The 21,832-nt window shown below is 71.7% G+C and carries 19 protein-coding genes; 16 read left to right on the top strand and 3 right to left on the bottom strand.

Annotated features, from left to right (window positions below):
* Positions 1–3: 3 nt before the first annotated feature.
* Positions 4–1,464 carry a MocR-like transcription factor YczR gene (gene yczR, locus BJ993_RS02730; RefSeq protein WP_179647639.1) on the bottom strand — a complete coding sequence of 487 codons (1,461 nt, stop codon included), beginning with the start codon at positions 1,462–1,464 and terminating at the stop codon, positions 4–6.
* A 61-nt stretch (positions 1,465–1,525) separates the two neighbouring features.
* Here yczR and yczE point away from each other — a divergent pair, with 61 nt between their 5' ends.
* From yczE to BJ993_RS02670, 12 genes are all read left to right on the top strand, one after another.
* Positions 1,526–2,218, top strand: coding sequence for a membrane protein YczE (gene yczE / locus BJ993_RS02725; protein ID WP_179647638.1), 693 nt, complete (start codon positions 1,526–1,528; stop codon positions 2,216–2,218).
* A gap of 40 nt (positions 2,219–2,258) precedes the next feature.
* Positions 2,259–3,488 (top strand): toxic anion resistance protein, encoded by a 1,230-nt coding sequence (locus BJ993_RS02720; RefSeq protein ID WP_036541503.1) that lies wholly within the window; start codon positions 2,259–2,261, stop codon positions 3,486–3,488.
* 38 nt (positions 3,489–3,526) lie between these two features.
* On the top strand, positions 3,527–4,036 hold the full coding sequence (locus BJ993_RS02715; RefSeq protein WP_051931552.1) for a hypothetical protein: 510 nt from the start codon (positions 3,527–3,529) through the stop codon (positions 4,034–4,036).
* A complete protein-coding gene (locus BJ993_RS02710) occupies positions 4,033–5,877 on the top strand; it encodes an AAA family ATPase (protein ID WP_308645455.1) in 1,845 nt (614 codons plus the stop codon). Before BJ993_RS02715 ends, BJ993_RS02710 begins: the two co-directional genes overlap by 4 nt.
* On the top strand, positions 5,874–7,193 hold the full coding sequence (locus tag BJ993_RS02705) for a GlnX family signal transduction membrane protein (RefSeq protein WP_179647637.1): 1,320 nt from the start codon (positions 5,874–5,876) through the stop codon (positions 7,191–7,193). The genes BJ993_RS02710 and BJ993_RS02705 overlap by 4 nt, the downstream gene beginning before the upstream one ends.
* On the top strand, positions 7,190–8,155 hold the full coding sequence (locus tag BJ993_RS02700; RefSeq protein ID WP_179647636.1) for a glutamate ABC transporter substrate-binding protein: 966 nt from the start codon (positions 7,190–7,192) through the stop codon (positions 8,153–8,155). Before BJ993_RS02705 ends, BJ993_RS02700 begins: the two co-directional genes overlap by 4 nt.
* Positions 8,152–9,279 (top strand): hypothetical protein, encoded by a 1,128-nt coding sequence (locus BJ993_RS02695; RefSeq protein ID WP_179647635.1) that lies wholly within the window; start codon positions 8,152–8,154, stop codon positions 9,277–9,279. The genes BJ993_RS02700 and BJ993_RS02695 overlap by 4 nt, the downstream gene beginning before the upstream one ends.
* On the top strand, positions 9,276–11,699 hold the full coding sequence (locus BJ993_RS02690; protein ID WP_179647634.1) for a serine/threonine-protein kinase: 2,424 nt from the start codon (positions 9,276–9,278) through the stop codon (positions 11,697–11,699). The genes BJ993_RS02695 and BJ993_RS02690 overlap by 4 nt, the downstream gene beginning before the upstream one ends.
* Positions 11,696–12,844 (top strand): PP2C family protein-serine/threonine phosphatase, encoded by a 1,149-nt coding sequence (locus tag BJ993_RS02685; protein WP_179647633.1) that lies wholly within the window; start codon positions 11,696–11,698, stop codon positions 12,842–12,844. Before BJ993_RS02690 ends, BJ993_RS02685 begins: the two co-directional genes overlap by 4 nt.
* The gene (locus BJ993_RS02680) at positions 12,837–14,123 is read left to right on the top strand and encodes a vWA domain-containing protein (RefSeq protein WP_179647632.1); all 1,287 of its coding nucleotides are present in this window, start codon (positions 12,837–12,839) and stop codon (positions 14,121–14,123) included. The genes BJ993_RS02685 and BJ993_RS02680 overlap by 8 nt, the downstream gene beginning before the upstream one ends.
* Positions 14,120–14,926 carry a double zinc ribbon and FHA domain-containing protein gene (locus BJ993_RS02675; RefSeq protein ID WP_179647631.1) on the top strand — a complete coding sequence of 269 codons (807 nt, stop codon included), beginning with the start codon at positions 14,120–14,122 and terminating at the stop codon, positions 14,924–14,926. The genes BJ993_RS02680 and BJ993_RS02675 overlap by 4 nt, the downstream gene beginning before the upstream one ends.
* Positions 14,927–14,991: 65 nt before the next feature.
* Complete coding sequence (locus tag BJ993_RS02670; RefSeq protein WP_179647630.1) at positions 14,992–15,885, top strand: SDR family oxidoreductase; 894 nt, start codon at positions 14,992–14,994, stop codon at positions 15,883–15,885.
* Between the two features lie 35 nt (positions 15,886–15,920).
* Here BJ993_RS02670 and BJ993_RS02665 read toward each other — a convergent pair whose 3' ends face one another.
* Both BJ993_RS02665 and BJ993_RS02660 read right to left on the bottom strand, forming a co-directional pair.
* Positions 15,921–16,886 (bottom strand): IS481 family transposase, encoded by a 966-nt coding sequence (locus BJ993_RS02665; protein WP_179647629.1) that lies wholly within the window; start codon positions 16,884–16,886, stop codon positions 15,921–15,923.
* Positions 16,887–16,990: 104 nt separating this feature from the next.
* Positions 16,991–17,560 carry an O-methyltransferase gene (locus BJ993_RS02660; RefSeq protein WP_036541517.1) on the bottom strand — a complete coding sequence of 190 codons (570 nt, stop codon included), beginning with the start codon at positions 17,558–17,560 and terminating at the stop codon, positions 16,991–16,993.
* A 556-nt stretch (positions 17,561–18,116) separates the two neighbouring features.
* Between BJ993_RS02660 and BJ993_RS02655 the strand changes: the two genes are divergently transcribed.
* The 4 genes from BJ993_RS02655 to BJ993_RS02640 all read left to right on the top strand — a co-directional run bounded on the left by BJ993_RS02655 (position 18,117) and on the right by BJ993_RS02640 (position 21,832).
* Positions 18,117–18,278 (top strand): hypothetical protein, encoded by a 162-nt coding sequence (locus tag BJ993_RS02655; RefSeq protein ID WP_179647628.1) that lies wholly within the window; start codon positions 18,117–18,119, stop codon positions 18,276–18,278.
* A 10-nt stretch (positions 18,279–18,288) separates the two neighbouring features.
* Positions 18,289–19,383 carry a 3-isopropylmalate dehydrogenase gene (locus BJ993_RS02650; RefSeq protein WP_051931559.1) on the top strand — a complete coding sequence of 365 codons (1,095 nt, stop codon included), beginning with the start codon at positions 18,289–18,291 and terminating at the stop codon, positions 19,381–19,383.
* A 241-nt stretch (positions 19,384–19,624) separates the two neighbouring features.
* Entirely contained in the window at positions 19,625–20,704 is a 1,080-nt protein-coding gene (locus tag BJ993_RS02645) for a branched-chain amino acid aminotransferase (protein WP_218864856.1), read from the top strand.
* A 159-nt stretch (positions 20,705–20,863) separates the two neighbouring features.
* Positions 20,864–21,832, top strand: coding sequence for a daunorubicin resistance protein DrrA family ABC transporter ATP-binding protein (locus BJ993_RS02640; RefSeq protein ID WP_036541521.1), 969 nt, complete (start codon positions 20,864–20,866; stop codon positions 21,830–21,832).

Here is a 21,832-nt window from a genome sequence, read left to right as displayed (position 1 = left end):
CCGTCAGGCGACGAGGACCGGTTCGCTGCCTGACGGCGGCGTGGGCGACCCCGTCCGCCCGCTGCTGACGACGGCCCAGGCGTCGGCGATCCGGTCCACGGCCTCGACGAGCTGGGGCGCCGCGATCGCGTACGGGATCCGCAGGTAGCGGTCCAGGCCACCCTCCGGTGCGAAGGACGGCCCGGGAGCCAGCAGTACGCCGTGCCGCTCGGCCTCGGTCGACAGTGCGGTCGCCCCGCTCGCGGGCAGGCGGCACCACAGCGCCATCCCGCCGGCCGGCATCCGGAACTCCCAGTCGGGGAGGCGCTCGGCCAGTGCGCCGGCGAGGGCGTCGCGCTGCTCGCGCAGGCGGGTGCGCTGGATCGCCACGACGTCGTCCATGCTGCTGGTGAGCAGCCGGGTGAGGACCAGCTGCTCGAGCACCGGCGCCCCCAGGTCCAGCCCGACGCGGGCGCGGGTGAGCCGGTCGACGAGCGCGTGCGGTGCACGGATCCAGCCGAGCCGCAGTCCGCCCCACACGCTCTTGCTGGCGCTGCCCACGCAGATCGCGTCCTTGCTGTACGACGCGAACGGGCGCCGCGCGACGAACGCGGGATCCTCGTCCAGGTGGAGCAGGTGGTGGGCCTCGTCGACGACGGCGATGGCGTCGTGGCGGGCCAGGAGCCGGGCATAGGCCGCGCGGTCCGGCTCCGACATCACCAGCCCCGTCGGGTTGTGGAAGTCGGGCATCAGGTGCACCAGGCGCGGCCGGTGTCGCGCGAGTGCCGCGCCGATCGCGTCGAGGTCCCAGCCCAGCGGGTCGAGGGTGGTCGTCGCGAGCCGCCCACCGCCGCTGCGCAGCGCCTGCACCGCGTTGGGGTAGGTCGGCGACTCCATCAGCACCCGGTCACGCGGACCCGCGAGTGCGGCGCCGACCACGGCGGTCGCGGCCAGCGCGCCGGGCGTCACGATCACCTGGTCGGGATCGGTCGGCAGCCCCCGGGCGTCGTACCTCGCGGCGATCGCGGCCTGCAGGGCGGGCATGCCGGCGGGGAAGTACCCGTGGCTGCCGAGGTGGGCGGGCAGCTCGGCGGCGGCCTCGGCGTACAGCGCGGCGATGCCGGGCGGAGCGGTGGCGGCCGCGCAGACCAGGTCGATGACGCCGTTGCCGACGTCGCTGGGCCACAGGGCCCGGTCCAGCGCCCGGGTGCGACCGCCGGGCAGGCGGGTGAAGGTCCCCGACCCCTGCCGGGCCTCGGCGTAGGCGGTGTCGCGGAGCCGGGCGTAGGCGCGGGTCACGGTGGTCCGCGAGACGCCGAGCGCCTCGGTCAGGTCGCGCTCGCTGGGCAGGCGGGTGCCGTAGCCGATCCGGCCGTCGCCGATCAGCTCGCGCAGGGCGTCGGCGAGGCCGGCGTACGCGGGGGAGCGGTCGAAGCCGTCGACGAGGGCCGCCAGCCGTGCGGCGGTCAAGGTGGTCTGGCTCATACAGGCCACTCTCTCATGATTGGCTATTTGGAAACAGTCCAATCCCGGACAGGCTGGTCCCATGTCCAGCTCGACCGTGCAGCTCGCCGACCTCGGCCCGATCACCCAGCTCCGTGCCGGCCGCCTGCCGCGCCGTCTCGTCCAGCTCTACGTCGGCCTCTTCCTGTACGGCGCCAGCCTCGCCCTCATGGTGCGCGGCGACATCGGCCTGGCTCCCTGGGACGTGCTGCACTCCGGGTTCATCCGCCACGTGCCGATCACGCTGGGCCAGGCGGTGGTCCTCTTCAGCTTCGTGGTGCTCGTGCTCTGGATCCCGCTGCGGGAGAAGCCCGGCATCGCCACGATCTCCAACGCGATCGTGGTCGGTCTCTCCGCCGACCTCACGCTCGCCGTGCTCGACGCCCCGCACGCGATGGCCGCCCGGGTGGCGCTGATGGTCGGCGGCATCGTGCTCTGCGGACTGGCCACCGCGCTCTACATCGGCGCCCAGCTCGGCCGCGGACCCCGGGACGGCCTGATGACCGGCCTCGCCCGTCGTACCGGTCTCTCGATCCGGCTGGTGCGCACCGCCCTCGAGGTCGCCGTCGTCGTGATCGGCCTGCTCCTGGGCGGCACGCTCGGCGTCGGCACGGTCGCCTACGCGCTCGCCATCGGGCCGATCGCCCAGTGGATGATGCCGTGGTTCCTCGTCGATCTGGGCCCGCTCGGCCGGGTCGGTGGCATCCCTGAGGCGGACCCTGAACTTCTGCGCTGACCCTGCATGAAGGGTGGGTTCCGTGGATAGGCTCGGGGCCATGACCACCGATGGTTCCCAGGCACCCGCTCCCGAGCCCAGCCCGCTCGCACCCCCCGAGCCTGCCCTCACACTCACCGCGCCCGAGCCGGCCGCGCCCGTCGTCGAGACCCAGGCGCCGAAGATGGCGCCGCAGGTCGAGGCGGCGATGGTGCCCGAGCTCGACGCGAAGGTCGACAACTTCCTCACCTCGCTGACCTCGACGAAGGCCGGCAGCCCGGAGTTCGCGGCGCAGGCGGAGAACGTCCGCACCATGGGCGACGCCGACATCCGCAAGGCCGCCGAGACGTCCAACCGGATGCTCGACAAGCCGGTCAGCGCGCTCAAGGCGGGCGGTCTGTCCGAGGGCTCCACCGTCGGCAAGACGCTGCTCGACCTCCGTCGTACGGTCGAGGACCTCGACCCGGGCCAGGCCACCGGCGCGAAGAAGTGGTGGAACAAGCTGCCCTTCAACGACAAGATCGAGGACTACTTCCGCAAGTACCAGTCCTCGCAGACCCAGCTCAACGGCATCCTGCACTCGCTGCGCAGCGGCCAGGACGAGCTGACCAAGGACAACGTGGCGCTCAACCTCGAGAAGACCAACCTCTGGTCGGTCATGGGACGCCTCAACCAGTACATCTACGTCGCCGAGAAGCTCGATGCCAAGCTGTCCGCGAAGATCGCCGAGCTCGAGCTCAGCGACCCGGAGACGGCCAAGACGCTCTCGCAGGACGTGCTGTTCTACGTCCGCCAGAAGCACCAGGACCTGCTCACCCAGCTCGCGGTGTCGATCCAGGCCTACCTGGCGATCGACATCATCATCAAGAACAACATCGAGCTCATCAAGGGTGTCGACCGGGCCACCACGACCACGATCTCCGCCCTGCGGACCGCGGTCATCGTCGCCCAAGCACTGAGCAACCAGAAGCTGGTCCTCGACCAGATCACGGCGCTCAACACGACGACCTCGGCGATGATCCAGCGCACCTCCGAGATGCTCAAGGACAACTCCGCGCGCATCCAGGAGCAGGCGGCGTCGTCGACGATCGGCATCGAGCAGCTCCAGGCCGCCTTCGCCAACATCTACGCCACGATGGACTCGATCGACGAGTTCAAGCTCAAGGCGCTCGACAACATGTCGACCACCATCGGCGTCCTCGAGAACGAGGTCCAGAAGTCCAAGGCGTACCTCGACCGGGTCCAGCAGCACGACGCGCGCAATGCCGCCGGCACGCTGGACATCGGCTGAGCGCGCGGTCGCCGGCCGAGGGGACAGGACGGGATCGGGTGGGGCTGAAGTCGTGGTTCAAGCGGGGCAGGGACGCTGAGGAGCAGCAGTACGCCGCCCCGCCACCGCCGACCGAGAAGGACATCCTCGCGGCGCTGAACCGGATCAACGCGATGCTCCGGGACGGCAACGCGCCGCCGGTGGTGGTCTCGCGCGTCGTGCGGATCGCGCGCACGATCCACCAGACGCTGCCGCGCCTGCAGCAGATGGGGCTCGGCAGCCTCGAGGCCTTCTCGGTCGTCGCGACCGCGACGGACTACCTGCCCGAGGCGGTCGACGGCTACCTCCGCCTGCCCCGCGACTGGGCCGACACCCGGCCGATCGACGGCCAGAAGACCGCGCTGATGATCCTCATCGAACAACTCGAGCTGCTCGGAGCCACGATGGACAAGATCTTCGATGCGGCCAACCGCGCCGACGCCCAGGCGCTGGTCGCGCACGGACAGTTCCTGGACGCGAAGTTCGGGCACTCCTCGACCGGTGGCGACCTCAACCTGGGGTCGCAGTGACGGCGCCGGTCGGCAGCCTCGCCGACGCGCTCGACGCGCTCGCGGCCGTCGCCCGTGCCGCTGGTGCGGACGAGGCAGCCGCCCGGGCGGAGGGCGAGGCCGTCGCGGCCACGGTCTCGGAGCGCTCGCGCGGCGCGTTCGTCGACTGGTGCATCCAGACCGGGCGGGATCGGTCGGCGGAGGAGCACATGCTCGCCGCCAAGCGCGGCAACCGCTTCCGGGCCGGGCCGACGCCGCTGATGGCCCAGCTGCTGCTGGAGAAGTCCCCCCACTCCGCCGACTACGCCGGCGCGCTCGCCGACGCCGCCCTCGCCGGCTCCCGGCTCGGCGAGCCCGGGCCCGACGCCGTCGGCGCGGCGACCACCGTGACCACCGCCCAGCTGGGTGGTGGCAGCGCCGGACTGACCCCGCCCGTCGGCGGTCCGGGCGCCTTCCAGCTGCCCGAGCGGCAGCCGGTCCCGGGCGTTGGCGACGAGGTGCTGGAGCAGGTCCGCCGCGTCGGTGAGCAGGTACGACGCCAGCTCGGCGCGCTCAACGACGCCGCGCCGCTCCTCCCCGCCGACCCGGTGACCGGTCCTGCGCCGGCGGTTCCGTCCGCGGGCGGCCCCGCTGACGGCGTACAGACGCAGGCGGCGGAGCCGGAGAAGCCGGCCGAGGAGCCCGCGAAGCCGGAGGAGCCGACCAAGACGGTCGAGGAGCTCCTCGCGGAGCTCGACGCCCTCATCGGTCTCGCCAACGTCAAGGGCGAGATCCACCGGCAGGCCGCGGTGCTGCGGGTCGAGGGGCTGCGCAAGAAGGCCGGCCTGGACACCCCGACGATCACCCGCCACCTGGTCTTCAACGGCAACCCGGGCACCGGCAAGACGACGGTCGCCCGGCTCGTCGCAGGGATCTACCGCGCCCTCGGGCTGCTCTCGAAGGGCCAGCTGGTCGAGGTCGACCGCTCCGAGCTCGTCGCGGGCTATCTCGGCCAGACGGCCGCGAAGACCGCCGAGGTCGTGGCGTCGGCCGAGGGCGGCGTGCTGTTCATCGACGAGGCGTACTCGCTCTCCGGCGACCAGTACGGCAAGGAGGCGATCGACACCCTCGTGAAGGAGATGGAGGACAAGCGCGACGACCTCGTGGTCATCGTCGCCGGCTACCCGCTCCCCATGGCGGTCTTCATCTCCGAGAACCCCGGCCTCGAGAGCCGCTTCCGCACCACCATCGACTTCGCCAACTACACCGACGACGAGCTGGTCGGCATCTTCAGCTCGATGGTCTCCGGCGCCGACTACGACGCGAGCGACGCGGTCGTCACGCGGCTGAAGGAGATCCTCGCCGAGACCCCGCGGGGTCCGTCCTTCGGCAACGCGCGCTTCGTGCGCAACCTGATGGAGGCCGCGATCGGCCGCCACGCCTGGCGCCTGCGCGACATCGCCGAGCCGACGCTGGAGCAGCTGCGCACCCTCGAGCCCGAGGACCTGGTCGTCGACCCCAACGACACCGCGCCGGATGCGGCCGATGCGCCGGCAGCCGAGGGCGAGGTCGTGCCGCCGGCCGACGCGCCGCCGGCCGAGCCGGTGGAGCCGTTCGTCCCCGAGCCCCAGCCCGAGCCGGAGCCTCAGCGCGAGCCTCAGCCCGAACCCCAGCCCGTTCCGGAGCCGGAGCTGGAGGCGTCGCCGCTCAGCGGCGCGGAGGCGACCCTGATCGTCAAGCCGTCCGCGGCCCCGCCGCCCCCGCCACCCCCGCCGCCGGCACCTCCGGCGCAGGAGGCGGCCGGTCCGTTCGGCACCGAGACCACCCTGCCCCAGCACCCCCGCCGGCCCGACCGGCCCGCCGCCCCCGAGGAGCAGTCGTGAGCCAGACCGCCCCCCCGCAGGCAGCCCCGCCGCCTGCGGCCCCCGCTCCCGCGGCCGCCCCCGCCACGACGTCGGCGACGGCGTCAGCCGACCAGGGCCACGTCGACACCCCCGCCCTGCTCAACCGCTGGCAGCTGATCGGGATGACGGTGGCGATCGTGTTCGGCATCGTCAGCGCGCTCGTGCAGTTCCTGGGGTGGCAGGCGGACGGCCGGGCGGCTGACGACACCCAGCAGCTCGTCCGCGTCCAGAAGATCCAGTCGTCGCTGCTCCGTGCGGACGCCCTCGCGACGAACGCCTTCCTGGTCGGTGGCCTGGAGGATGCAGGGCAGCGCGCGGAGTACGACGCCGCGATCGACGACGTGCTGACGGGCATCACCGCCGCGGCCGACGCGCAGCCGAAGGATCGTGCGGTCCTGGAGGAGCTGGCCCTCCGGGTCAACGACTACGTCACCGCGGTGGCCCAGGCTCGCGACTACAACCGTCTCGGCTATCCCGTCGGCGCGGAGTACCTCAGCGGGGCCAGCACCGCGCTGCGCAACTCCGTGCCCGCGACCGACACCTCCGACCCCATCGACGCCGCGATCCCGATCCTCGCCGCCCTCGTCGCAGCCAACACCGACCGAGCAGAGGGCTCCATGAACGGTCAGCACCCGTTCTGGCTGCTGCTGGTCGGGGTCCTCGCCCTCGCGGCTCTGTTCGTCATCAACCAGCAGCTGGCCGGCGCCTTCCGGAGGCGGGTCAACAAGGGTGTCGCCATCGCGGGCGCGATCGTGCTGGTCGTGACGATCGTGGGTGTCGTCGGTGCGTGGCTGCGGGACAACTCCAACGACAGCCTGCGTGAGGGCGACCTCGCGCTGGCGATCTCGCAGGCCAACGCCCGGACCGCGGCGAACGACGCCAAGGCCAACGAGAGCCTCGCGCTGATCAAGCGCGGCTCCGGTGCCACCTACGTGACCAACTGGGAGAAGTCGGCGGAGGTCGTCAAGAAATCGTCTCGCCGTGACACCGGTGAGCAGTGGAGCGACTACGACGCGGTCTACCGGGAGATCCGGAAGCAGGACGACGGCGGCCACTGGACGAAGGCCCGCGACCTCGCGACGACCACCGGTGATGACGGCTCGTCGAAGCCGCTCAACGCCTTCGACAGCGCATCGGAGACCATCGTGGCGACGGCAAGCGACAACGTCACCGGCGACCTCGAGAGCGGTCGGGGACTGGCGCTGGCGGTCAGCATCCTGTCCCTGCTGCTCGGACTGGGCGCAGCGGCCTTCGTCGCCCGAGGTATCGGCGAGCGACGGAGGGAGTTCTCGTGATCCGTGCGACGACGCCGCGCGTGCTCGCCACCACGCTCACGGCTGCACTGCTCCTGCTCGGCGCCTGCGGCTACGACGAGACCGTGGTCCCGCCGCCGAAGGCGGCAGGGAGCACGCCTGCCGCCGGCACGAAGCCGGTCGAGTGCGACAACCCGACCCAGTCGTACGCGCCGAGCACTGACCGCGGTGCCGCCAGGGCGCAGCTGCTCAACGAGGACCGGCTGGTCGTCGGAGTCTCCGCAGACACCTTCCAGATGGGATGGGCCAATCCCTTCAAGGACAGTGAGATCCAGGGCTTCGACATCGATGTCGCCCAGGCCATCGCCGACGCGCTCGGCGTCGACCTCCAGTTGCGCGTCATCAGCGCGGCCGAGCGTCCCACGCTGCTCGGTGCGACCATCGACGGTGAGACGCACGAGCAGGAGATCGATCTCGTTGCCCGCAACTACACGATGAACTGCACGCGCTGGAGCCAGATCGGCTTCTCCGCCGTCTACTACAACGCGACACAGAAGGTGCTGGTCCGCGAGGACGACGTCGCGGCCTTCGAGAAGAAGGGCGTGAAGTCGCTGTCGGGCAAGAAGGTCTGCGCTCCGGCCGGGTCCACCAGCATCGACAACATCAAGAAGATCCAGCCCGACGTCGTGACGGTGGCGGCAGCCAACCACACGGGATGCCTGGTGAAGTTCCAGCAGGGTGAGGTCGACGCGATCACCGGCGACGACACGGTGCTCGCCGGTCTGGCCGCGCAGGACCCCTATGCCGAGGTTCCCGAGCAGAAGAAGCTCACCGACGAGCCCTACGGCATCGGCGCCAACCAGGACGACGTCGCCCTGATCCGCTTCGTCAACTCCGTCCTCGAGGAGCGGCGCAGCAACGGCGACTGGCAGGCGTCGTACGACGAGTGGCTCGAGCCCTACCTCGGCGACGCGACGCCGCCGACCCCGCAGTACGGCCGGTGACCGTGCAGCAGGCCGCGACCGCCACCGCCCCCACCGCCCCCGGCAAGCTCGGGGACGCGCTGGACCCTGCGGCGATCCAGACCTACCTGGCCGAGCTCGACACCTGGCTGCGGGTACGACGATCGGAGCTCGACGAGCTCGACCGAGCCGCGATCGCGGCGGGTCGGGGTGGCGAGCTCGCGGGCGACATGTCCCTCGCGCTGGCGCTCTGGAAGGCGATCGCCGACCGCTACCAGCTCGTCTTCGCGACGTGGGACGGCGGACGGGTGCTCCGCCAGGAGCGGGAGCGGATCTCCGCGCTCGTGTGGGGGCGCCTCGACAGCGCGTCCGAGCTGCCCGGCGGGTTGGCGGTGTCGCTGCCCGAGGCCGGCCGGCTCTGCGACGCGCTGACCGGCCAGCTCCGCACCCGCCTCGCGCTGGTGCCCGACGCGGACAGGTCGGCGACCCGGATCCGTGAGCTGCGCGCCCAGCTGGAGCGGATCCGCGACCAGGTGGGCCTCGAGCCCGCCAACAGCCGCGACGCCGCGATCGAGCGCCTGGCCGAGCTGATGGCCCGGCTCGAGGTGCTGACGGCCAAGGCGGAGCGCGGCGGCGACGTGGGGGGCATGCTCGGTCCGCTGGAGGCCGAGGCGACGACCTTCGAGCGCGACCTGATCGTCGGCAACGCGCGCCGCCGCGACGCCCGCAGCAAGGTCCTCTCCGCACGCGAGCTCCGCGCGGACCTCGAGGCCCGCGAGGCCGCCCTGGCCAAGCTCGCCGAGACGGCGGTCGCCACCGTCGACCCGGCGCCGCGCTACGCCGTCCCCGACGTCGAGCTGCTCGGTCCGGTGCCGGTCACCCCGGAGGGGATCGAGCCCTACCTGGAGCGCCTCGACCGGGTGGCGCAGGCGATGGAGGTCGCGCAGCACGCGTACGCCGCCGCGCTCGACGAGCACACCCAGCTCGTCGGGCTCCTCGACGGCTACGTCGCGAAGGCCCGCGCCGCTCGCCTCGCCGACAACCCCGACCTGGCCGAGAGCGAGCGCGCCGCGCGCGCCCTGCTGGAGCGTCGCCCGTGCCCGATGGCCGTGGCCCGCCAGCTCGTCACGACCTACCAGACCTGGCTCACCAAGGAGACGCCATGAGCTGCACCCAGCCCGGCTGCACGGGCAGCATCGTCGACGGCTACTGCGACGTCTGCGGCATGGCCGGCGACAGCGCCGCCGCAGCCCCCGCAGCCCCCGCAGCCCCTGCCGCGACGGCGGCGTCCGCACTGCCCGGCCCCGCCGGCGTGACGGCCACGGGCACGCTCAAGGCCTCCCGCGGCGCCAACGGCGACCCCTGCCCGCAGCCCGGGTGCACCGGCAAGATCCTCGACGGCTACTGCGACGTGTGCGGCTCGCCCGCCCTGCCCGGCGCACGCGTCGCCGAGGCCGCGGCCATCGCGGAGTCGCAGCCGCTCTCGGGCCGCGAGGGGACGTCCGCCACGGCCGCCAGCCGCGTGCAGTCGGCGGCGATCGGCTCCAAGCGCGCCGGTACGACGGGCAGCTACGCCACGCGGCGCACCCGCACCGGCTCGCAGCGGATGCGCTCGGCCCGGCTCGGCGCCGGCCTGACCGTCGTACCTCCCGCACCGCCGGTGGACGCCGCCAAGGCGATCATGGCCGACCCGCAGGTGCCCGAGGACAAGCGCAGCTGCTCCAAGTGCGGCAACCCGGTGGGACGCAGCATCAACGGGCAGCCCGGTCGCAGCGAGGGCTTCTGCCCCAACTGCGGCCAGCAGTTCTCGTTCACCCCGAAGCTGCAGCAGGGCGACCTCGTCGCGGGGCAGTACGAGGTCGCGGGCGCGCTCGCGCACGGTGGCCTCGGCTGGATCTACCTCGCCCGCGACCGCAACGTGTCCAACCGCTGGGTCGTGCTCAAGGGCCTGCTGAACTCCGGCGACCCGGACGCGCTGGCGGCGGCGATCGCCGAGCAGCAGTTCCTCGCCCAGGTCGAGCACCCGCTCATCGTCGAGATCTACAACTTCGTGACGCACGAGGGTGCGGGCTACATCGTCATGGAGTACGTCGGCGGCAAGTCCCTCAAGCAGATCCTCAAGCAGCGGATGGCCGCCAACAACGGCGCCTACGACCCGCTGCCGGTCGACCAGGCGCTGGCCTACATCCTCGAGCTGCTGCCGGCGTTCCAGTACCTCCACGACCTCGGCCTCGTCTACTGCGACTTCAAGCCCGACAACATGATCCAGGTCGGCGACGCGATGAAGCTGATCGACCTCGGCGGCGTCCGCCGGATCGACGACGAGGAGTCGGCGATCTACGGCACGGTCGGCTACCAGGCGCCGGAGGTCGCGGAGATCGGGCCGTCGGTCGCCTCGGACATCTACACGATCGGGCGCACGCTCGTCGTGCTGACGATGGAGTTCCGCGGCTACCAGGGCACCTACCTGCACAGCCTGCCGCCGGTCGACTCCACGCCGCTGTTCCAGGAGAACGACTCGCTCTACCAGCTGGTCGCGAAGTGCTGCGCCCCTGACCCGGCCGACCGGTTCGCCTCCGTCGACGAGATGCGCTCCCAGGTGCTCGGCGTGCTGCGCGAGGTCGTGGCCCGCAAGCGGCAGGGGACCGCGACCACGTCGGCGGCCTCCGTGCTCTTCGAGTCGCCGGCGACCTCGCGACCGATCACCGAGTGGAGCCAGCTGCCGAAGCTGCGCGAGGACACCACCGACCCACAGCACAGCTGGCTGTCGTCGATCAGCGCCGACGACCCGAAGAAGCGGCTCGCCGACCTGCAGCAGGCACCGGAGGACAGCGCCGAGGTGTGGCTGGCCCGCGCCCGCGCCGCCCTCGAGCTGTCCGACGCGAAGGGCGCGCAGGCGCACGCGCAGGCGCTCCTCGCGGCCGACCCCTGGGAGTGGCGCGCGCTGTGGATCGAGGGCCTGGCCGCCGTACAGGCGCAGGACTGGGAGACGGCGAAGGCGTCCTTCAACGCGGTCTACCAGCAGGTCCCCGGCGAGCTCGCGCCCAAGCTGGCGCTGGCCTTCGCCTGCGAGCGCGGCGGCCTGCCGGAGGTGGCCGAGGGGCTCTACCAGGTGTGCGTCGCCACGGACGCGGCGTACGTCCCGCCGGCGGCCTTCGGCATGGCCCGCGTGCGGGCCGACCGCAAGGACACCCCGGGTGCCGTGGCCGCGCTCGACCTCGTCCCGAACACCAGCCGCGGCTACACCGAGGCCCGCCAGCAGCGGGCGGAGGTGCTGCTCTCCGGCGGTGCGCACGACCTCGCCGTGCTCGACCAGGCGATGCGGACCATCGAGTCCTCGAGCATCGACGGCAGGACCCGCCAGCGCTACACGGTGCGGATCCTCACCGAGGCGCTGCCGGTCGTCTCCGGCAACGGGCAGGTGCCCGAGGGCGCCCGGATCGGCTCCGTCGCCGCGACCGAGGTGGGGGTGCGCGACGGCCTCGAGAACGCCCTGCGCTCGCTGGCGCGCGACGCCATCGACGTGAAGGAGCGGGTCGAGCTGGTCAACCAGGCCAACGCCGTGCGGAACTGGAGCCTGACGTGACCTGTCCCTCCTGCGGCACGGCCGTCACCGAGGGTGCCCGCTTCTGCGAGGCCTGCGGCGCCCAGCTCGGTACGACGGTCGCGGCTCCCGCCGCGCCGATGACTGCGCCCGGGGGCGACGCCGACCACCCCCTCGGCGACGCGCCGATCAGCGCGCCCACCCGCAAGCCCGCCTCGGCGCTGCCGGACCCGCCCGCTCCCGCGGGCCGTCGGCCCTGCACGGAGTGCGGGGGAGAGGTCGGTCCCGACCTCTACTGCCTGGAGTGCGGGACGAAGGCCCCCAGCGAGCGCGACCACTTCGAGGAGCAGCCCGCCCCGTGGGTGGCCGGCGTGTGCGACAAGGCGATCGGCAAGAGCCGCAACGAGGACGCCATGGCGCTCCTCGCCGGCCAGGCGCCCGGCTCACGGGCCGTGCTGGTCGTGATGGACGGGGTCTCCAACTCGATCGACTCCGACGTCGCCTCGCTCGCCGGCGCCCGGGCGGCGCGCGAGGTGCTGCGCGTCCCGCTCCCCGCCGGCATGGGGACGCCGCAGGGCCGCGACGCCGCCGTCGCCAAGGTGTTCGCCAACGCCGCGGCCGCGGCCAACACCGCGATCATCGCCGTCACCGACCCCGACTCGACCAACCCCGCCTCGGCCACCTTCACCACGGCCGTGCTGGAGGGCGCCCGGATCAGCTGGGCCAACATCGGTGACTCGCGGACCTACTGGATCCCCGACGCCGGCACCCCGGTGCAGCTCTCGGTCGACGACTCCGTCGCACAGGCGCAGATCGCCTCCGGCGTACCGCGGGAGGTCGCGGAGAACGGCCCGCAGGCCCACGCGATCACCAAGTGGCTGGGCCGTGACTCGGAGGACTTCGTGCCGACCGTCGGCAGCCTGGAGGTCACCGAGCCGGGTTGGCTCCTGGCCTGCTCCGACGGCCTGTGGAACTACGCCTCGACCCCCGAGGCGATCGCCGAGCAGGTCCACGCCGTCGGCTCCACCGAGCCGCTCACGATCGCCACCGCACTCGTCGCCTTCGCCAACGGCGCGGGCGGGCACGACAACATCACCGCAGCGCTGGCCCGCGTCGATCCCGGGCAGACCGCCCTCGGGCAGAATGGCCAGACGCCGACCCCAGGAGGAGAGCCGAGCGATGGCTGAGTTCACCGCTTCCGTCTACCAGAACGAGTTCCTGCCCGACGGCGGGACCGACGTCAACGCGATCGTGACGGTGACCTGCTCCGGCGCCGGCACGGCCGGACAGGGCGGCTCCGGCTCGGCCGGCGAGATCATCATCGTCGACACCTCCGGCTCGATGGGGCCCGCGACGATGGCCGCGGCGAAGGAGGCCGCGCAGGCGGCGCTCGCCGAGATCGTCGACGGCACCTACTTCGCCGTCATCGCGGGCGCCGACCGCGCGATGCTCGCCTTCCCGCAGGTCTCCAGCGGCCCGGGCATGGTCCGCATGGACCCCTCCGCACGCCAGGCGGCCTCCGACGCGATCGGCCGCTTCGTCGGCAGCGGCGGTACGGCGATCAGCACCTGGCTCGACCTCGCCGGCCAGCTCTTCGCATCGGTCGCCGAGGTGACCCAGCGCCACGTGCTGCTGCTCACCGACGGCGAGAACCGCGAACGCCCCGGCCGCCTCGACGAGGCGATCAACCGCGCCACCGGCTACTTCCAGGCCGACTGCCGCGGCGCCGGCACCGACTGGCAGGTCGCCGAGATCCGCCGGATCGCGCAGGCCCTGCTCGGCACGGTCGACATCATCCCGAGCCCCGCGGAGATGAAGGCGCAGTTCGAGGAGATCATGCGCAACGCCATGTCCCGCGGTGTCGCCGACGCGTCGCTGCGGGTGTGGACGCCGCAGGGCGCGGAGGTGCTCTTCGTGCGGCAGGTGTCGCCGACGGTCGAAGACCTCACCAGCCGTCGTACCCCCGTCAACCCGCTGACCGGTGACTACCCGACGGGCGCCTGGTCCGACGAGTCGCGTGACTACCACGTCGCCGTCCGGGTGCCGGCGAAGGCGATCGGCCAGGAGCAGCTGGCCGCGCGGGTGCAGCTCGCGATCGGCGACGACGTCGTGACGCAGGGCCTGGTGAAGGCGACCTGGTCCAACAACTCCGAGCTGACCACCCGCATCGACCAGCAGGTCGCCCACTACACCGGGCAGACCGAGCTCGCGCAGATGATCCAGGAGGGCCTCGCGGCCAAGGCCTCCGGTGACGAGGCGACCGCGACGACCAAGCTCGGCCGTGCGGTCCAGCTCGCCGCCGAGACCGGCAACGACGAGGCCACCAGCAAGCTGCGGAAGGTCGTCGACGTCGAGAACGAGGAGACCGGCACGGTCCGGCTCAAGCGTGCCGTCGACAAGGCCGACGAGATGGCGCTCGACACCGCGTCCACCAAGACCACGAGGATCCGCAAGGAGACGCCGTGACCTCCACCTGCCCGTCCGGGCACGAGTCCGGCTCGGACGACTACTGCGACGTCTGCGGCCTGCCCATCCCTGCCGGCGGTGGTACGACGACCGCCGCTCCGGCTGCTCCCGACCCCGCGCCGGCGGCACCGGAGCCGACGCCCGCGCCGACCACGTCGGCCTGCCCGAACTGCCAGGCCGCCAACCCGCCCAACGCGCTCTTCTGCGAGGCGTGCGGCTACGACTACACGACCGGGTCGATGCCGCGCCCGGTGACCCCGTCGGTGCTCGACCTCGACACCCCCGTCGGCACCGCGGCGGCCGACCCGTCCGCCGATGCCGGTGACTCGCCGGCCGCCACGGGACCGGTGGCCCCGCCCGCGGAGTCGGCGCCCTCCTCGGTGGCGCCACCCCTGGGGGAGGCCTGGGTCGCGGAGGTCTGGATCGACCCGGACTGGTACGCCGACCAGGAGTCGACCGATCCGCTGCCCTCGGCGGGCGTGCCGGTCGTCGTACCCCTGCGGACGACGTCGATCCTCGTGGGCCGCACGTCACGCAGCCGCGGGATCCACCCCGACATCGACCTCGGCGCCGACAACGGGATCAGCCGGCGGCACTGCCAGCTGACCACCGACGGCACGCGCTGGTGGGTGGAGGACCTCGGCTCGTCCAACGGGACCTATCTCGGCTCGGCCGTCGGGCCGCTGCCGAATGACCCGCTGCCGGCGGGGGAGAAGCGCGAGATCGGGCCCGACGACCGGGTCTACCTCGGCGCCTGGACGCGCATCGTGATCCGGAGGGCACAGCCGGGCGAGACCGCCTGATCCTGGCTCATCTTTGGTCCGGCGCACCAAGACCACGGCCAGCGGGCTGTGGAACCATCGCCGCCATGGCGATCAAGGACCAGGTCATCCTCATCACCGGCGGCGCCCGCGGCATCGGGCTCGAGACCGCGAAGGCGCTGGCGGCACAGGGCGCGAGGCTGGTCCTCACCGACCTCGACAGCCCCGCGTTGGAGGAGGCCGTCGCCGCGATCGGTGACGACGCCTGCACGGGGATCGTCGCCGACGTCACCGACCTGGCGGCGATGGAGGGCGCGGTCGCGAGCGCCGTCGAGCGCTTCGGCCGCCTCGACGTGGTCCTCGCCAACGCCGGCATCGCCAGCTACGGCTCGGTGATGGCGATCGACCCCGCGGCCTTCCAGCGCACCCTCGACATCAACATCACCGGCGTCTTCAACACCGCGCGGGCCGCGATCCCGGAGCTGGAGAAGACGAAGGGCTACCTGCTGGTGGTCTCCTCACTGGCCGCCTTCGCGGCCGCCCCGGGGCTGGCGGCGTACAACGCCAGCAAGGCGGGGGTCGAGCACTTCGCCAACGCGCTGCGTCTCGAGGTGTCCCACCTCGGCATCGCGGTCGGGTGCGCGCACATGTCGTGGATCGACACCCCGCTGGTGCAGGACGCGAAGAAGGACCTGTCGACCTTCCAGGAGATGCTCACCAAGCTCCCGCCGCCGCTCAACAAGACGACGGACGTGGACGCGTGCGTGAAGGCGTTCGTGAAGGGGGTGGAGAAGCGCTCGCGGCACGTCTACTGCCCGGGCTGGGTCCGGGGCGCCGGCCTCAACCGCAATGTCATCAACTCCGCCGTCGGCAACCTGCCGATCCTGCGGTTCGTACCCGACCTGCTGCCGCGGATGGACGCCGAGGTCCGGGCACTGGGGCGGTCGACGAGCGCGCGGAACGTGGCCAACGACCAGCGGAAGGCGGCGGGGGAGGGCTGATCCGCCTCGCGGGAGGCGCTAGCTGTACCCGGCCATCAGGTTGGTAGCAGCCGGCTGACTGGCGGCTTGCCTCCGAGTGCGCTGTGGCGGCGTTCAGTGTTGTAGTGCTCGATCCAGGGCGCAAGGGCGGCCTGGCGTTCGTCGTTGCTGGTGAAGACCTGGCGGTAGGCCCACTCGGTAGTCAGGGTGCGGTTCAGGCGCTCTACCTTGCCGTTCTGCCACGGGCAGTGCGGCTTGATGAACTTCTGTGTGATGCCGTGATCGGCGCACACCGTTCGTAGCGACCATCGGTAGGCCCAGGCGTTGTCCGTCATCAGTCGCTCGATCCGGGCGATGCCGTGCGCGGCGAAGTAGGCGATGGCTCGCTCGAGGAACTCTGCACAGGCGGGGCCCTTCTCATCCGGCAGGATCTCGCTGTAGGCCAGCCTGGAGTGGTCGTCGACGAGCGAGTGCACGTAGTCGTATCCGACCTTGGTGCTGCGATCACGCATGATCGATCCGGCCCCTCGGCCGTGGGCCTTCCACCCACCGCCGGCGGGGATCTTGCCGAGCTTCTTGACGTCCATGTGCACCAGCTCGCCTGGTCGTTCGCGCTCGTAGCGAACGCCAGTCTGCTTCGAGGACCGGATCACCTCACCGGTGATCGGATCTAGCTCGCGCAGGTACGGCACATGGTGGCGGCGCAGAATCCGCGACACCGTGCGCGCGGGCACGCCGACCTTCGGTCCGAGAACGTCGGGGCCGTCACGACGCTCGGCACGCGCAGCCAGGACCTTCTGCTCGACCTCGTCGCGGGTCTTGGTGGGCATCGAGTGCGGGCGCGACGACCGGGTCATGAGCCCTACTTCGCCTTCAGCAGCGAACCTGTCGATCCAGGTCTTCACACATTTGCGGGACACGCCCATCGCCGCGGCGATGTGGGCCTGAGGCCAGCCAGCCTGGTGGCGGGCAACGATCAGCCGACGACCATGAACGGTCAGCCGGGCACTACCGTGGGACACGAGAACCTCCGGGTGGAAGTGGGCCTTAGACAAGCCACATCCCATTCGGAGGTTCTCGTTTGTTCAACCAGGCTCGCCGCTACCAACGTCCTGGCCGGGTACAGCTAGCGCCGCGTCGCGATCAGCGCCGACGCGTCCGGCGCCACCATCACCTCGACGGTCGTGAAGCGCTCGTCGGTGAGCCACTCCTCGCGCAGCGTGTCCACGCGGCCGCCGGTGATCGGCGGCCACATCTCGCACGGGACGAAGTCGTCGAGGACGACGATCCCGCCGGGCTCCACGAGGTCGGCGATCTTGTCGACCCGCACCGCGGTCGGGTCGCCGGAGTCGAGGAACAGCAGCGAGAACGGTCCCTTGTCCATGAGGGTCGACCAGTCCGCCTCGAGTACGTCGACCAGCGGGTCGTCGACGAAGATCTCGCTCGCCGCCGCGGCGAGACGCGGCTCGAGCTCCGCGGTGAGGATGCGGGCCTTGTCGTTGCGGACCCCCGAGCGCAGCCAGGCGGTGCCGACGCCGCAGCCGGTGCCGAACTCGGCCATCGTCCCCTCACGGGTCGCGGCGAGCGCGGCCAGCAGTCGGCCGGTCTCGTTGCGGCAGAAGGACACGTAGCCGGCGCGCCGGGACACGTCGAAAGCGCGGGTCACCACGTCGGGCAGGTCGGGGGGCGCGCTCATGCAACGAGTTTCACCCGGCGTTCAAGGCCCGGGACGGCGGTCTCGGATCGTGGTCGTACCGGCTGCCGCTGCGGCGTACGGAGTCCCACCAGCACCACCGGTCACGGCGAGGGGGCGGTTCATGCGCTTGTCAGGTGTTGCAACGCCTGACAAGCGCATGAATCCCCGGTCGACCGGGGATTCATGCACCCCCCGACGCGCCCGCATCGTGGACGCTTCCGCGACATCGCGTCCGGCATCGGTCTAGAGTGCACCCATCATGCGGAGCGCTCTTCTCGTAATCGTGCGCCGCGGCGAGGCCTGAGAGAGGCCACCTCGCCGCGGTGATTGCGGCGTTCCCCGATTCGCGCCGGGGCTTCTCAGATCCAACTGAAGTCCTGGCATTCTCCGCAGACTGCACCGCGGCGGGCCCACCGGCCGGCAACGCGTGATCCGTACCCCCGTCGCAGTCGAGCTCCCGTGAGATCCACGAGCTGACGCCCACCCGCCGCGGTGGGAGAGGCCAGGACTGATCCCCACCATCAGCCCAGCAGCACCAGCCCTCACGGAGACCACGATGTTCACCACCACCCGCCCCACGACCCAGTACCGCGACTCGCAGGAGTGGGGCCCGGCGAAGCACGACCCGGAGCACCCGTTCCACGTCGACGCCCTCGAGACCCCGGCGTACGGGACTGCCCTGCGAGACGGTGACGACGCGTTCCCGGACGACAACTAACGTCTTCACCATGACCGACAGCACCCCCTTCACGCCCGCGACCGGACAGGTCGACCTCGCCGTCATCCCCGGAGACGGCATCGGTCCCGAGGTCACCGCGGAGGCGCTCAAGGTCCTCGAGGTCGCTGCGCCCGCCGAGCTGAAGTTCGCGAAGACGCAGTACGACCTGGGCGCCGAGCGCTACCTCGCGACCGGCGAGGTGCTCCCGGACAGCGTGCTGGAGGAGATCCGCGGCCAGGACGCGATCCTGCTCGGTGCCGTCGGCGGCAAGCCGAACGACCCGAACCTGCCGCCGGGCATCCTCGAGCGGGGACTGCTGCTGAAGCTGCGCTTCGAGCTCGACCACTACGTCAACCTGCGTCCGTCGCGCCTGTTCCCGGGCTCGGTCGCGCCGCTGTCCGACGCCGTGCTCGGCAAGGGCGACATCGACTTCGTCGTCGTCCGTGAGGGCACCGAGGGCCCTTACACCGGCAACGGCGGCGCGCTGCGCGTCGGTACGCCGGCCGAGGTCGCCACCGAGGTCTCCGTCAACACCGCCTTCGGCGTCGAGCGCGTCATCCGCGACGCCTTCGCCCGCGCCCAGAAGCGCCCGCGCAAGAAGCTGACGCTGGTCCACAAGACCAACGTGCTCGTCAACGCCGGCTCGGTCTGGTGGCGGCTGTTCGAGGAGGTGGCGAAGGAGTTCCCCGACGTCACCACCGACTACAGCCACATCGACGCGGTCATGATCTACCTGACCACCGACCCGCAGCGCTTCGACGTCATCGTCACCGACAACCTGTTCGGCGACATCGTCACCGACCTCGCCGCCGCGATCACCGGCGGCATCGGCCTGGCGGCCTCGGGCAACGTCAACCCGGACCGCACGGCCCCGTCGATGTTCGAGCCAGTCCACGGCTCGGCGCCCGACATCGCCGGCCAGCTCATCGCCGACCCCACCGCCGCGATCCTGTCCGGCGCGCTGCTCCTCGACCACCTCGGCCACCCCGAGGCCGCAGCGTCGATCGAGGCCGCGGTGCTCGCCGACCTCGAGTCGCGCGACCCCGCGAAGCAGCGTCGTACGCCCGAGGTCGGCGACGCGATCGCCGCCCGAGTAGCTGGCTAGGCCGTGTCTCCCGACCCTCGGCGGCGGCCACGCCGCCCATCACGCACGCTGGCGGCGTTGCCGATGCTCGAAAGACGCCCGGTCTGCCCGCGCACCGGCGCCTTGCCATCGCACGCGCTGGACGGCGTGTCCATCCACCGCCGATCGGGAGACACGGCCTAGGCCCGTCGCAGGGGAGTCCCCTGCACGCGGGCAGACGGCCCATTCCACTCCCGCGTTAACGAGGACTAACCTGATGACCATGCAGATCACCACCACGCTCTCTGCGAACCCCACCGACGACGCCCGGCTGGCAGAGATCCTGGCCAACCCCGGCTTCGGCACGTACTTCTCCGACCACATGTTCACCGTCGAGTGGACGCAGGAGAAGGGCTGGTACGACGCGCGCATCACGCCGTACGGACCGATCACCCTGGACCCCGCGGCGGCCGTCCTGCACTACGCGCAGGAGACCTTCGAGGGGATGAAGGCCTACCGCCACGCGGACGACTCGCTGTGGCTGTTCCGGCCCGAGGCCAACGCCGAGCGGATGAAGCGCTCCAGCCACCGCCTCGCGCTGCCCGTCCTCGAGGTGCCCGACTTCGTCCAGGCCGTCGAGGAGCTGGTCAAGGTCGACGCCCGCTGGGTGCCCGGCAACGCCGACGGCGGCGAGAAGAGCCTCTACATCCGGCCCTTCATGTTCGCCTCCGAGAAGTTCCTCGGCGTGCGCCCGGCCCAGCACGTCACCTTCATGGTGATCGCCAGCCCGGCCGGGGCCTACTTCAAGGGCGGCATCAAGCCGGTCACGCTGTGGCTGACCGAGGAGTACACCCGCGCCGGCCGTGGTGGCATGGGCGCGGCCAAGACCGGCGGCAACTACGCCTCGTCCCTCGTCGCCCAGCAGGAGGCCTACGCCCACGGCTGCGACCAGGTCGTCTTCCTCGACGCGCAGGAGGGGAAGTACGTCGAGGAGCTCGGCGGCATGAACATGTACTTCGTCTTCGACGACGGCTCGATCGTCACGCCGGAGACGGGCACCATCCTCGAGGGCATCACCCGCGCCTCGATCATCGAGCTCGCCGGCAAGATGGGCCACCAGGTCACCGAGCGGAAGTTCAGCATCGACGAGTGGCGCGAGGGCGTCGCCAGCGGCCGGATCACCGAGATCTTCGCCTGCGGCACCGCCGCCGTCGTCACCCCCGTCGGCTCGCTCAAGTACGCCGGCGGCGAGACCGCCGCCCCGGCCAGCCAGGACCTCACCATGCGGATCCGTGAGGCGCTCGTCGGCGTCCAGCTCGGTCGCAACGAGGACACCTTCGGCTGGATGCGCAAGATCGTCTAGGACTGCTCTCGCGCGGCCGCCCCGGACACCGGGGCGGCCGTTCGCGTCTCCCGGCGCCCACGGCCGCCGTGAAACCGGCGTGATGCCGCGGTGAAACCGCGGCGCCGGATGCTCCTCCCATCGACCGGGTCGATCCCCGGTCAGACAAGGAGCACTCCCATGACTGCCACCAACGCAGTGCACGCCACCGGCCTCGTGAAGAGGTTCGGGGCCTTCCACGCCGTCGACGGCATCGACCTCGAGGTCCGGCCGGGCGAGATCTTCGGCGTCCTCGGCCCCAACGGCGCGGGCAAGACCACGACCCTGAAGATGCTCGCCACGCTGCTGCCCATCGACGGCGGCGAGGCCGAGATCTTCGGCGTCGACGTACGACGCGAGCCGCACCGGATCCGTCAGCTGGTCGGGGTCACCGGCCAGTACGCGTCGGTCGACGAGAACCTCACCGGCGCGGAGAACCTCATCCTGTTCGCCCGCCTGCTCGGGCAGTCGACTGCGCAGGCGCGGCGTACCGCCGCCGACCTGCTCGGCCGCTTCGGCCTGGAGGAGGCGGCGGACCGCCAGATCCAGAACTTCTCCGGCGGCATGCGTCGCCGGCTCGACCTCGCGGCGTCGCTCATCGCCCGCCCGCCGCTGATCTTCCTCGACGAGCCGACCACCGGCCTCGACCCGCGCACCCGCGGCCAGATGTGGGACACGATCCGTGAGCTGGTCGCGCAGGGCTCGACGATCCTGCTCACGACGCAGTACCTCGACGAGGCCGACCAGCTGGCCGACCGGATCGCCGTCATCGACCGCGGCCGCAAGGTCGCCGAGGGTACGCCGGACCAGCTCAAGTCGAGCGTCGGTAGCTCCACCCTGCACCTGCGCGTGGTCGACCGCGAGCAGACCGCCCGCGCGGCAGCGATCGTCGAGCGGGTGCTCGGCGAGGCGCCGGTGCTCACGCCCGAGGCGGGCGGCCTCAACATCGCGCTCGGCGACGCCAACCAGACCGCCGACGTCCTCATCGCGCTGCGCCAGGGCGAGGTCGACATCACCACCGCGGCCGTGCGCCAGCCCACCCTCGACGAGGTCTTCCTGACCCTCACCGGACACCACGCCGAGGACGACACCGACAAGGAGGTGGCCTGA

The organism is Nocardioides aromaticivorans (assembly GCF_013408525.1).
Lineage (GTDB): Bacteria > Actinomycetota > Actinomycetes > Propionibacteriales > Nocardioidaceae > Nocardioides > Nocardioides aromaticivorans.
The sequence above is the reverse complement of the archived record's forward strand: the minus strand, read 5'-3'. Positions and strand labels throughout refer to the sequence as shown.